The 14241-nt window shown below is 36.2% G+C and carries 8 protein-coding genes and 1 pseudogene; all 9 read right to left on the bottom strand.

Annotated elements, in window-relative coordinates; genetic code table 11:
- Window positions 1-191 precede the first annotated feature (191 nt).
- Window positions 192-1352, bottom strand: a pseudogene (locus V7137_RS19620) (CDP-glycerol glycerophosphotransferase family protein); the annotation flags it as partial.
- Between the two features lie 100 nt (window positions 1353-1452).
- Window positions 1453-2337: a UTP--glucose-1-phosphate uridylyltransferase GalU gene (gene galU, locus V7137_RS19615; RefSeq protein WP_335699632.1), complete on the bottom strand. Its 885-nt coding sequence runs from the start codon at window positions 2335-2337 to the stop codon at window positions 1453-1455.
- A gap of 46 nt (window positions 2338-2383) precedes the next feature.
- Window positions 2384-5506: a CDP-glycerol glycerophosphotransferase family protein gene (locus V7137_RS19610; RefSeq protein WP_335699631.1), complete on the bottom strand. Its 3123-nt coding sequence runs from the start codon at window positions 5504-5506 to the stop codon at window positions 2384-2386.
- A 277-nt stretch (window positions 5507-5783) separates the two neighbouring features.
- Complete coding sequence (locus tag V7137_RS19605) at window positions 5784-7640, bottom strand: glycosyltransferase (protein WP_335699630.1); 1857 nt, start codon at window positions 7638-7640, stop codon at window positions 5784-5786.
- On the bottom strand, window positions 7637-8758 hold the full coding sequence (locus tag V7137_RS19600; protein WP_335699629.1) for a DegT/DnrJ/EryC1/StrS family aminotransferase: 1122 nt from the start codon (window positions 8756-8758) through the stop codon (window positions 7637-7639). The genes V7137_RS19605 and V7137_RS19600 overlap by 4 nt, the downstream gene beginning before the upstream one ends.
- Before the next feature lie 3 nt (window positions 8759-8761).
- A complete protein-coding gene (locus V7137_RS19595; protein WP_335699628.1) occupies window positions 8762-10048 on the bottom strand; it encodes an ATP-grasp domain-containing protein in 1287 nt (428 codons plus the stop codon).
- 45 nt (window positions 10049-10093) lie between these two features.
- Entirely contained in the window at window positions 10094-12097 is a 2004-nt protein-coding gene (locus V7137_RS19590; protein ID WP_335699627.1) for a CDP-glycerol glycerophosphotransferase family protein, read from the bottom strand.
- A 117-nt stretch (window positions 12098-12214) separates the two neighbouring features.
- Window positions 12215-13273, bottom strand: a complete 1059-nt coding sequence (gene rfbB / locus V7137_RS19585) for a dTDP-glucose 4,6-dehydratase (RefSeq protein WP_335699626.1) — start codon at window positions 13271-13273, stop codon at window positions 12215-12217.
- 20 nt (window positions 13274-13293) lie between these two features.
- Window positions 13294-14178 carry a glucose-1-phosphate thymidylyltransferase RfbA gene (gene rfbA / locus V7137_RS19580; protein ID WP_335699633.1) on the bottom strand — a complete coding sequence of 295 codons (885 nt, stop codon included), beginning with the start codon at window positions 14176-14178 and terminating at the stop codon, window positions 13294-13296.
- Between the last annotated feature and the right edge of the window lie 63 nt (window positions 14179-14241).

Genomic DNA, 14241 nt, shown 5'->3' with positions numbered 1-14241 from the left:
TTTTAAATAGATTCCAATAAATACTTCTTTACAAATAGAAAAATAGGAAAATTTTCTCATACTAAAAAGATATTCTTCGGGATTTTTGTCGGAAAATTACTGAAAAGCCATCCCCTTTGGTTTACAAAATGACAAAAACACCCAAATTTAGACCTTGGGTGTTTCCTCTCCTGCATATATCATTAAACATATTAACCATTCTTTAAAATGACTTCGTTGACCACTCTTTCTGCTGCATGTCCATCTTCTAAGTAACAAAACCGTTGATAAAATTCATTCATGCGTTTATCCGGAACCTTTGCATCCATTAACCCTTTTATCGCGGCAATCACTTCTTCTGTTGTTTCGACGAGAGGCCCTGGTGCATGATCTTCAAAATTAAAATAAAATCCCCTGATATCATCTTTGTATTCTGCAAGATCGTAGGTAAAGAAAATCATCGGTCGTTTTAGGTTGGCATAATCAAAAAATACCGAAGAATAGTCCGTGATGAGTACATCACTAATAAGGTAAAGTTCTTGGATGTCCTCATGCTTGGAAAAATCCCAAGCAAAGCCTTTATACGCCTCCAAGTTAAAGTTTTCAGCGACTAAATAGTGCATTCGAAGAATGATAATATATTCATCGCCTAATACTTCTTTCAGTTTAGCCAAATCCAACTGCAAATCAAGTTTATATTTTCCCTCTTGATGAAATTGGTTATCTCGCCATGTTGGCGCATAGAGGATTACTTTTTTATCTTTTGGCAGCCGGTGTATCTGTTTAAATTCCTTGGCTCGATCCTCGCGGTCATCTCTATAAAAAATATCATTTCTTGGATAACCCGATTCAATCATTTCTTTTTCAAATTTAAAGGCACGTCTAAATATATCGGTTGAATAGTTATTGGGTGAAATTAAATAATCCCAATTCCGCGACTCAAGATAAAATTCTTGCTTATACTGCTCCGTCGTCGTTCCAGCCATTAGCACTTCTTTCATATCGTGAGCAAGCTTCTTCAAGGGGGTCCCATGCCATGTTTGCAAGTAAATTGTCTGCTTTGGTTTCGGAATCCAGAGCGGCATCCGGCTATTGGTGACCCAAAACCTTGCCCGCGCCATTAAGAATAGCCATTTTACCGAAAATCTCCGCGCATACGGGATTCCTTTATCAATAAATCCTTTTTCAAATCGAGGATCGACACTCCAAACAAGTTCATACTCAGGATGACTCCTTTGCAGGTATTCGTAAATAGCTCGAGGATTACAACTATATTGCTTGCCAAGAAAGCTCTCAAACATTATTAAATTTTTCTGAGGTGGAAAAAGTGAAACCAATTGAAACAAGCATTTATATCCTAATATTACTAACTTTTTCACCGATGATAGCAATAAAACCGCACTCCTAACTTATTAAAAGAAACATTAAAAGGGCTGCATCAAATAATCAGCAGCCTTGTGTTTACTCAAAAACCTATTTATTAATTCTCACTTCTTGATCAACCAGCTTCACTAAATACTCAAGCAATTGCTCCCTTAGTTCTTCTCTGCTTAACGCCATTTCGATCGTTGTTTTAATGAACCCAAATTTCTCGCCAACATCATAACGGATGCCTTCAAAATCATAAGCAAACACATCTTGGATACTATTCAAGCGTTGAATGGCATCCGTCAGTTGAATCTCGCCGCCTGAACCTGTTTCTTGATTTTCAAGGAGTTCAAAGATCTCCGGTGTTAAAATATATCTGCCGAGAATGGCAAGATTCGATGGCGCTGACTCAACAGGCGGCTTTTCAACAAAGTTTCTCACTTCATATATGCGTCCATCTTGCTTACTTGGATCAATAATTCCGTAACGATTCGTTTCTTCTCTTGGGACTGGCTGAACACCAATGACAGAAGCACCAACTTGATCATAGATGTTCATTAATTGTTTAAGCGAGGGAACTTTTGCTTGGACAATATCATCCCCTAATAACACGGCAAACGGTTCATTCCCAATGAACTTTCTTGCACACCAGATTGCATGCCCTAAACCTTTAGGTTCCTTTTGTCTTATGTAATGAATATCAACCTTCCCTGGTTTACGCACTTGTTCTAAAAGTTCGAACTTTTCCTTGCGGGCTAAATTGTCTTCAAGCTCAAAGGCATTATCGAAATGATCTTCAATTGCTCTTTTACCCTTACCTGTTACGATGATAATATCCTCAATTCCAGACTCAATTGCTTCTTCGACAATATATTGAATGGTTGGTTTATCAACGATAGGAAGCATTTCCTTAGGCATTGCTTTTGTGGCAGGTAAAAACCTTGTACCCAGCCCCGCAGCAGGGATAATCGCCTTTCTCACTTTACTCATTTTCTGATCTCCTTATACTTTTATTCTAATTACCACATATTTAAGTTCACTCTAATACTTGATAAAATGATGCCATTGCCCTTTTATTGTATTCTTCTGGAATAAATTCATCAAGTTTATTGTCCAACTCATTTCTCGCCAGTTGAGTGAGACCTATTTCAAGCCCTTCAATGCTATTTTCAACTAATAAGCCATACCTTCCATCTTCCAATACATTTCGATTTGCAACGATATCAGTGGCAATGATCTTCATTCCATGTGTCATCGCTTCTAATAACACCATTGGCTGCCCCTCATAATGGGAGGAAAGAACAAAACAATCACATTTTTTCATCAGTGTAAATGGATTCTCAAGCTGGCCCGTAAGAAAAATGGAATCCTCACCCTTTAATTCTGCAATTAAATTCTCCAAATCTTTCCTTAATGGACCTTCACCTAAAATATATAGTTTCGAATTTGGATAATTCTGGTGAAATTGACTAAAAGCCTTAATTAAGTTATCCTGACCTTTTTCTGGTGATAAACGTCCCATAGTAATAAAATTATAATTTTCTGCAATGGGTTGGGGTATGATTGTTTCTTCAACCGTTACAAGAGTTTCTTCTGTGTTATTTGGAACAACTATTTTGTACCTCTTCGAATTAACCATTTTATACATAGATGTATTAAGCTTTGCATGGAGGTGTTTCTTTCCATCATAATCACGTACAATTGACAACACTGAAGAATGAATCCAGCCAATCAATGTTCCTCTAAAAGATATGCGGCTATAAATTCCTTGCTGTGTTCTTGCTTCTGCATCCACATCGACCAATCGACCTTTATATTCCTTACCGGAGGCAACTTTCTCGGTTCCTTCCAGATTATACGGCATACTCCAAATGTCTTGCCCATTTCCATTAGTAATGATGGCTAATTTCTTTACTGGTTTTTGAAATAAAACGCTATCCGAGAGCAGCTCAAAACAGGATTGGTCAAGCCAGCCAATAATCCGGTCATCGATAGTAAATTTATAGTAATTAGTGGTTTTGGTTTGGACCTCTCGTAAAATAGCGACTTCCTGATTTAGATAGTTAACTGCGGGTGCTATTTGGGTTGCGCCGTTTAAGACAGGTGGTCTGTTCCAGATCCCCTCGTTTTTAGGATCAGCGATTGTTGCCCGTGCTTTAAAGACCATATTACTAATAATTTGGGCTTCATCCAGAGCCTCATCGATTAACGTTTTCGTTATACTCTCTGAAGACTCTTCATTCCCCAATCTTAATATCTTTTCAGGATTAATTGAGTTCATGACGAAATCAAATTTATGTTCCTCGGCGAATTCCACTAGGTTGCGTTTGTTTAATTCCATGGTAGCAGGAGACACGCTGACAAGTTTGTCAAAATTATCATAGACGGAAAAGAGCCCTCGTAAATTAATTCGATGGGGCCTGCGCCCGTTGATGACCTTTTCACTATCTGTACGGATGTCATTATGCATATAACAAATTTTTTTCTTGGCATCGGATGCAAGCAAATATTTGGCCCAATACAGACTATAGCCACTAAAATCGATGGCATAATCAAATTGTGCCCGCCCCGATAATCGATTGTATTCACGCTTGTAGGCTTTATCCGGGTAAAGTTTCTTTGTCACTTTACTATGCGCCCCTCGATTATGAACAAATTTATCCCGATACACTTCCAAAAGACTATGTACTTCCAATCCATTTCGAAACAGAAACCTAGCATTCTTATTCACCTTAGCGATATTATTTAAGGCTTCTTTCGACTTGGGCGATTTCATGAAAATACTAACATCAAACTTACTATAATCGATGTTATCAACCAGATTGATAAAGGATGATGTAATGCCATTGTTCAACAAACCGCCAGGATAAATAAGAATTTTCTTTTTATCCCGGTCTAATTGGTTAATGACATTGACCTGTGTCTCGTCCTGATTAAATATGTATTGGACAATTCTAGAGGTGACATTTCCATCCTCATGTTTTGTGAATTTATTTTTGGCGGCCTGGTAGGCGGGACGAAAGTGTTCCCTTATTTTCGTGATATCTTGAACTGCCGCAGCTACTTCTTCAATTGTAAACAGCGTCGGTCCTGGTAATTCGTCTTCGGATAAATACATGCCTCTTTCTTCGCGATAATCGTCATAATCCCATATATAAAATAAAATAGGTTTATTTGTCACGAGATAATCAAAAAAGATGCTCGAGTAATCGGTGATTAAGAGGTCCACGATACGTAACAACTCATTCGTATCGACAAAATCCGGTATTAGGATATCGTTTATTTCACTAAATTTTCGTGCTTGATCATATAGAAAGGGATGCACTTTAATCAAAAGGTTATACTCGTTTCCAACCTTTTTCCTTAAATAATTCATTTCACTAATGATTTGGAACATATCATTTTTCGCTTTTGAAATATTGTTCCCCTTCCAGGTTGGGGCATAAAGAATCGTCTGTTTATTACAATCAATCTTAAGCCCCAATTGAGTTAAAAAGGTCTGGAACCTATCTGAATTAGTATGATAGGTAAGATCAATTCTTGGATAGCCCTCTTGAATAATTTCTCCATTATAAAGACCCTTCAGTTTATAACTATCAAGAAACATTTTGGTTGTATGGTCATTCGGACTTAATAGATAATCCGCACTCAGGAAATTCCTAACCACATTCTGGGAATGTGCTGGATTGCCAGGGATATCAAATCCCATCCTTTTTAGCGGCGTGCCATGCCATGTATTAATATAGATTTGCTCTTTTTTGGGAATAAAAAAAGACTGAAAGGTAGAATTATTAATTAGGTACTTACTAGTTGCTAACCACTTAAGATATTCCTTGGAATTACGTTTGACAAATATCACATTTTTCAAGTCCTTATACTCTGCAATCACGCTTTCTAGTTCATCTGCATGATTGATTGACCAAATATGTTTGAAATGCTTATATTCGGGGTGGTGTAAGAGGTGTTTAAAAATGGCATATGGACTATCAGTTAAACTTTTCCCGTCCCTACTCTCATATAAAACCGTATGGTCGGTCACATTACATTTTTCATAATACCTTCTGTATTGGAAATTTCTGCGATGGTGTGCTTTTCTTACATAATTATAGAGTGGTCCAATAATAAATTTTATCCTTCTTTTTAAAACCTTTTTATTCATGAAAATTTACAGCTCCCTTACCAATTCACTTTCTTATATTTTTTATTAGTTATTCTTACCAACTTTGAAGCGATATATGTACGGAACAGTCGCCAAATTACCAATGAGGTTTAACATAGACAAAAACAAAAAAAGCAAATTGATAGACAAGATTTCCTTGTCATCAATTTGCTTTTATTTTGAGTGGCCTATATTTTCTATCTACACTTGTTCAGAGGTGTAATGATTTACAACGCAACAAACCATCAAAGCATGTTTGATGGTTTAGTTGATGTTTTTATGATTTCCCGATAAGTTTCCTTAAGGTTCTTCTTAACGAAGAAGTTGATCTTAGTGAAATATTAGCTTGGTCTGTCTTATAAAGTTCTCGATAGAGCCCATTGGGATCGATAGTTTGGCCTTGGAAATTGGGAACTTGATTCATATGGAGGCGAACTCCCTTTTGGAATACCACCATGAAAAAATCAAAGGTATGATTGGGTTCCATAAATTGTTTCCAAGGAAGATCAAAGTTACCATTCTCACGCTTGTGGAGATAAATTTTAGACTTGGTAACTCGATCTTTGAGGAAAAATGTTACATTTTCTACTTCACCAATCTCCGTTTCATCTACACTAATCTTTATTCTATCTTTATCGAGTTGAATGTTTTCTAACTTGATGTCAACGACAAGATAAGAAAGTCTTCCTTTTGCAAAGAATAAAGTCCTTTTAATACTTGTATCAACATCCTCTAATTTTTTGGTTTGATTCGTGAACATTTTCTTGGTGATTCTAAATCGTTCTTCTCGATTTTTAGAATAAAATACAACATAAAAATCATAGATATTATTGGCAGGGAATTCGGCTACAGGTACCTTAACTGTGAGTTTGCCCTTTTTATCCAGTTTCGCAGGATAAATCGATATATCCTGTGGATCTATTCTAGAAACCACTTCAATTTTTACTTGTTCTATCGTAAAGACTTCTGGGACACTGATGTTTTTAATCCGGATAAATTGTTCATCAATTCCTATACTATCCATACTAATAAATTGACTTTGAATTTCCTTTACTTTGAACAGTTCATCAGGAATATTGACTTCTGGGTCACGGAAATAAGGCAATGCCCAATAATAATTCCCGTCTTCTTCAAATATAGGTCCCTTAAGGCTGATTTGGAGGAACTCCACTAATTCATTAGTCATATCGTTTAAAATCATATAAATATAAAGATTTTTAACAATACCGATATCATTTTCAAATACGTTGGGAATCTTTGATAAAAAGTCTTTTATCTCTTGTAAATAAACCTCTTTAAATTCTTCATCAATTACAATCGACTTTATCGGGAAAAAAAGACGGTCAAAATTTCTTTTAAGGAATTCAGTTTTTAAAGGTTCATTTCCAAACTCATTGAAATAATTAATTTGGTAATATAGTGATTCCATGCGGTCTTTGAAATTATTGATATCACCTTTTAATTGTGTAATCGACTTAGCGCCCGTTTCGCCTCTTTTTCTCCATAAATAGACGACATCGGGAATAATTTCAATTTTATTCGCAAATAGAAACGCCTTATGAACCATTGGACGATCCGCATAAAGCATACCTGGTGGCATGAAACAATCATACTTAAATAGAAAATCTCTTTTGTAAATCTTATTCCAATAAAAGCCATCATAAAAAATATCCGGAAACTCTAGCAGGTTGGTTACTTCCCGTTCCTCTTTCCATACATCGCGTTCCTTTTTATAATGGACTTCCTTTATTACACCATCCAAAATAATGTGTGCCCTGCCAATGACAATATCCGCTTCCGTTTCTTTTGCCTTCTTATATAACTTCTCATAGGCATCCAAAGGAACAACATCATCAGAGTCCATGACCGTGACGTATTCACCGCTTGCAGCCTGTAAACCGGTATTTCCGGCCACTGCCCCGCCGCTATTCTTTTGATTAATCAACTTAAGATTTGGATATTTTTTTTGATATTCCTCAATAATGGCCACGCTATTATCTGGACTTTCATCATTGACCATGATAATTTCAAGTTCCTTAAGGGTTTGATTTACAAGCGAATCTAGGCACTCTCTCATATAGGGTTCTGTGTTGTATACTAAAACAACAACACTTAATTTATAGTTCTGACTCAAGGCTGCTCACCTAACTCTAAGGAAATTATTTCGGTTATTTGTTTAACATCTGCGATTTCAAGGTCAGCATACATCGGTAAGCATAAGATACCGTCACTAATTTTTTTTGCAACTGGCGTGTCTTTGCTTGATGTATCATAGCAAGAAAAATCATTACATAATGGATAAAAATACTTTCTTGCGAAGACATTATATTCTTGTAATACATCAAAAAGACGATCCCTAACATCTTGACTGCCAAGTAAGATAGGAAAATAAGAATAATTCGCTTTTACATCTGACCGCTGATTTAGTAATTGAATGGAAGTTAGATGCTTTAAACCTTCAACATATGCTTCAGATACATTCTTACGTAATTGGATATCATGTCTTACCGTCTCTAAGTTACAAAGACCCATAGCCGCTTGAAATTCATTCATTTTAGCATTGGTTCCGATATAATCAACACTTTCTGGGGAGGTGATCCCAAAGTTTTTAAGCGATTTTAACCTTGGCGCGATCGTTTCATCTTTAAAGGTTAGTAAACCACCTTCAATGGAATGGAACACCTTTGTAGCATGAAGACTAAACATGGATATGTCTCCAAAATTTCCAATGCCTGCTCCATTGATTTCAACTCCAAAGGCATGTGCCGCATCATAGATAATTTTTAGGTTATGTTTCTGTGCTATTTCCTCTATTTTAACAACATCACAAGGAGTCCCAAAAACATGCACTGCCACAATTGCACATGTATTTGGTGTAATGAGCTGTTCAATTTTCTCTGCATCAATGTTGTAAGTTTTTGGATCAATATCACAAAAAACAGGCTTTAACCCGGCATTCGCAATAGCATGAGTTGTAGATGCAAACGTGAATGGCGTTGTAATTACCTCTCCAGTTAAATCTAAGGATTTTAGTGCAATTTCTAATGCTAAGTGTCCATTTGTGAAAAGTTCCACATTAGGTACCATTAACATTTCTTTTACCTGTTCTCTAAATCGTTCATGTAACGGTCCATCATTGGTTAACCACTTTTTCTCCCATATCTCTTTAAGCAGTTCCGTATACATTTTATAATCCGGCAACTTCGGCTGTGTCACATTTATCCGTTTTTGAAAGACAAGTTCATTTTTCATCAGTTAATTTCTCCAGTCAATTAGGCTTTCAATCGCATCAATATCGAATACTGGAATCCCAAATTTCTCATGGATTTTCTTGCGCTCACTATGTGAATCATCAATAAAAATAGAAGATTTATCCATCGTAAAATATTTGTGTTTATCATCGTCCTGTTTAATATGGATAATCTCTAAGAAGAGAGCAGGGTCTATTTTCAGGCTCTTTAATGTCTCCCTAATATCGTGGATATGCTTTGTAATTAATACAATATCAATTTCTTTCGTTACACATTGGTAAATAAACATCATGATATAGGGATTAATTTTCTTGTTTAAGGTAATGGTATCATCAAAATCTAGGTACACCTTATCATAAGAGATATCCAAGGAAAAGCGGTTTATTAAAGCCCGGTCCACTTCAATCGTAAAATCGTTCTCAATAATATCAATATCAAAACCCATTCGATCATAAAGACTTAATAAAGAAAAGTTAATTCCTTTATTTCGATACAGACTCATCGTCCCAGCAATTCTTGGAGCAATTTCCAGGAGCTTAAACGAGCCATCCACTGCTTCTTTAACCTGAAAAAACCACATTCCATGCGGCTGTATTTTTTGGTTGATGATTTCAGCGATTTCTCGCACCTTAGGCTCCATTTTTAAGGTCATTGAATTCACACTAATTCCACTTTTGATTCTTCTTCTTTGTCTCATCCCAGCAAATTTCAATTCACCATGGCGGTCAGTAAAACAATCAATGGTATATTCTTTCCCTGGCAAAAACTCCAAAATAAGAAGATCGTTCGGCTTGCTTAAATGATACGCAAGTTCGTCTCTATTTTTTGCTAAGGCAATCCCTTTTGACCCTTGGCCAACATCTGGCTTTAAAAAGACTGGGAACTCGTTTACTTCCGATTGATCCCGATACATATGCGGGGTGAAAGGTTCCCCAGAAAAGGTTTCATATGTTAACTTTTTAGATCGACAAATTTCACAAGCTTCCTTTGAAGAAGTAATGACCTCAGCCTTTAGCTTTTCTTTGTTTTGAGCGAGAGTAAGTACAACACTATCATGAGCAGGGAAAATATAATCGATGTTATTTTCTTCAACAATCCGATTTAATGAAGGAATGAAATCTTCATCTACGACATTTGGTATTCCTTCTATATAATTCTTATATGTGTACTTCCCATGGTCAGCGACACTAGAGCCGCCATATATTTTTAAGCCCTTTACAAACTTCAGTGCATTATTTATTTCAAGCCCAATTTCTGAACCGCAAGGAAATACCAATACATTTTTTTGCAAATTTATTCACAACCTTCTCCATAATTAATCAATGAATTACTTCTGTTATTGAAAGACCCTATCCACAACCCTTTTGGCAGCAAAGCCGTCCTCTAGGCTGCAATAACGCTGATAGAACTCCTCATATTTTTCTTGATAATTTTCTGCAACTTGATCAATATTGACAATTGCTTCGAGTAGATCAGCATCATTCTGAATAACAGGCCCTGGTAAATCTTCCTCCATATTGAGGTAAAATCCGCGAATGTTTTCCTTGTACATTTCATAATCATAGGCATAAAACAGCATTGGTTTCTTGGAATTTGCATAATCAAAGAACACAGAAGAGTAATCCGTAATCAATATATCTGCCGTCACATATAGCTCTTGAATATCATCGTATTTTGAAAGATCATAAACAAAACCCTTGTATTTTTCATCTATTTCCAAAGAATCGGAGATAAGATGATGCATACGAAGCACTAAGATATAATCAGAATGCAGCTTTTCATAGAAATCATCTAAATCAAATTTCAATTGAAAGGAATGCTCCCACGAACCAACCATCTCATTATCTCTCCAGGTTGGGGCATACAATATAACTTTCTTATCCTTTGGAAACGTAAGTTTTTCTTTTATTTCGGTCACTTTTTCCGGTAGATCTTTCCGGTAAAAAATATCATTTAATGGATATCCTGTCTCAAGCATTTCCTTTTCAAACTTAAAGGCTCTTCTAAAAATAGCAGATGAATAGGGATTCGCTGAAATTAAATAATCCCAATTTCGTGATTCAATATAAAAGTTCTCCCTTGCCAACACTTCAGGTCCTTCAATATCAATATCCCATCCAAGTTTCTTCAAAGGTGTACCGTGCCACGTTTGCAAATAAATATTCCCTTCTCTTTTGCGATGCACAGGAAAAAGGATATTACTTACCCAATATTTAGCCTTAGCTAAATAGCGATAAAATTCTTCCGTTTCTCGGTTCACCAGAATTGGGTTACCTGGAATATCTTCTGGATTGTCCCCCATATAGGACCAAACAAAGGTATAGTTTTTATATTTTGGATCTCTTAACATTTGTTCATAAACATATTTCGGGTTTCCTGAGTAATTCTTCCCTAAGAAACTCTCGAAAACCACCATTTGCTTATCCAATGGTTCACTTAGGCTTACCTCGTTAAAAACAGTTTTCCCTCTCGCAATACCGTAGGTTTTTTCAAATTGGGCTTGGTCCGTATACCATAGCGCTAAGCTATTAACCCCCATGGTCGCATAGAGTGAGATTACATGTTCCTCATCTGTTTCAACCGTCACTAAATAGCGGTCTTCTTCTCGTTCAAATTCACGATAACTTTGTAGGTTAATTAGTTCTTGATGAAGGACTTTATTCTTTTCATCCGTTACTCGTAAAATAACGTCCCAGCGTGAGTTTTTCACAAGGTCATGCTTTAGCTTTTCAGGATAAATGATCCCAGCAAATTGATAAAGATCCCCATGATCTTGCTTAGATACGTCTAATTTAAAGGAATGCCTTCTTTTCACATCTCGTCTTTGCATGATCACTTCTGCAAATGCCGGTTTGTTATGAAAGAAATCTTCCATCGTTCCTTCTATGTATAAATTTAACCCCTCATTTTTTAATTCCTTAATAGTTGGGTTAATCAGAATTCTTTTTGTAGCGATCGAAATATTTTTCTTTTTCGTTTTCGTAATTTTTATTTTCGACTTATTTTTTTCATCCACCACTTGTGTTAATTTCAAATGGCTGGAAAAGCCCGTTCTTCTTAATACTTTTCTTGAAAATAGATAAGATGTTAAAAAAACATCTAAATTCCCATCTTCAGTCAATTCCGCTAAATCATCTAATTTAATATCAATTCGCTTTCCTGATAAAGGTTCTTGAATTCTCCGTCCTGATTTACGATCCTTCAACAAAACATACCGTTTTAAGAATGAAGGGGACAGCTTATCATATTCAAACACAAGTGCCTCATCTTCAATGGAGACACTTTTTACTTTATGGGTGAGAGCTAGTTTTGAAACTATCTTTTTGATAATTTTCTTCATCTTTCTTCTCCTTACTCTTCTGAAAGAGGTTAAAATTCTTACAGAAATGGTCGTCCCTAAAAGGCTTAATCCCTACTTAAGGAATGAGTAGGGAAGATGTAAATTTGCAGTTACTTATCATTTTTGGTCATACATTTTACTGTAATATGCCTTGTACGCTCCGCTCGTTACGTGATTCATCCAATCTTGATTTTCCAGATACCAATTAATCGTCCGAACGATTCCGTCCTCAAATTTGGTTTCTGGTTCCCATCCTAGTTCCTCTGTAATTTTCGTTGGATCGATGGCATATCTAAGATCATGACCTTTTCTATCCTTAACAAACGTAATTAAATCCTCTGTAATTGAAGGATCAGCATGTTGTTGTAAATAGGCGATGATTAATTTGACAATCTCAATATTTGTTCGTTCATTGTGACCACCAACATTGTAAACTTCCCCTAGTCTGCCATTCTTCACTACCATATCAATAGCTTTACAATGGTCTTCCACATAAAGCCAATCCCTTACATTTTCACCATTCCCATAAACAGGAATTTCTTTGTGATGTAGACAGTTATGAATAATTAAGGGAATGAGCTTTTCAGGGAAATGATAAGGACCGTAATTGTTGGAACATCTTGTAATGTTAATAGGCATTTTATATGTTTCCCAATAAGCTTTGACTAATAGATCAGCTGACGTTTTACTAGCAGAGTATGGACTGCTTGGATCCAGCGGCGTTTTTTCCGTGAAATACCCGGTTTCTCCAAGAGAGCCATAAACTTCATCCGTTGATACCTGGAGAAATTTTTTCCCTTCCTTGTATACATCATCACCGATTAACCATTTATCTTTGGCAATATTTAAAAGGTTTAAAGTTCCTAAGACATTTGTTTTCACAAAGACTTCAGGATCTTCAATGCTCCTATCCACATGTGATTCTGCGGCAAAGTTAACAACATAATCAATATCATATTGATCAAAAATCGCCTGAATGGCTTTCGCATCTCCAATATCTGCTTGGACAAATTGATAATTCTCGTTGTTTTCCACACTTTTAAGATTCTCAAGATTTCCTGCATAAGTTAATAAATCCACATTGATAATCTTAATATCCGAATACTTCTTTAGCATATACAATACAAAGTTAGAGCCAATAAACCCGGCCCCGCCTGTAACTAAATATGTTTTCATTTTTTCAGCACCTTTACTAGCTATTTCCTTTTAGGAGGATACGTTTCTGCGATATGAAATAGATATTGTCCATAATCCGTTTTACTTAACGATTCTGCTAATTCCAACAGTTGTTGTTTGTCAATATATCCTTGTCGGTAAGCAATTTCTTCTATGCACGAAATATATAAACCTTGCCGGTTTTGGACCGCTTCTACATAGTTGCTTGCTTTTAACAGACTGCTATGTGTTCCAGTATCAAGCCAAGCCATACCACGGCCTAACATTTCTGTTTTAAGTTTCCCTCTTTTTAAATAAACCTCATTGACCGTTGTAATCTCCAATTCACCTCTTGGTGACGGCTTTATCGTTTTGGCAATTTCAACAACATCATTATCAAAGAAATAAAGCCCTGGTACGGCGTAATTTGATTTAGGATTTGCTGGTTTTTCCTCAAGACTTAAGACATTGCCCTCATCATCAAACTCAACTACCCCGTATTCTTCAGGATTACTTACATAATAACCAAAAATAACGGCCCCTTCTTCTAAGTTTACAGCTCTTTGTAAGGATTCCTTTAGTCCTTGGCCATAGAAAATGTTATCGCCAAGTACCAATGCCACTTTGTCTTGGCCGATAAACTCTTCCCCCACAAGGAAAGCTTCTGCTAGTCCACCTGGTTTTTCTTGAACGGTATAGGAAATAGATAATCCTAAGTGGCTTCCATCTCCGAGCAGCCGTTCAAACTGCGGCAAATCATTTGGGGTTGAAATAATCAAAATTTCTTTAATGCCTGCAAGCATTAAGACAGATAACGGATAGTATACCATCGGTTTATCATATATAGGCACTAATTGTTTGGAGATTCCCTTCGTTATAGGATATAACCTACTTCCGGTACCCCCTGCTAGTATAATTCCTTTCACGATTCCAGCACACCTCTCTAAGTCAATTGAAATGATTTTATGTATAATGAAACTATTATTAAT

Source organism: Neobacillus drentensis, from assembly GCF_036962765.1.
In the GTDB taxonomy this organism is placed as follows: domain Bacteria; phylum Bacillota; class Bacilli; order Bacillales; family Cytobacillaceae; genus Neobacillus; species Neobacillus drentensis_C.
This window is presented reverse-complemented; position numbering and strand designations above follow the sequence as displayed.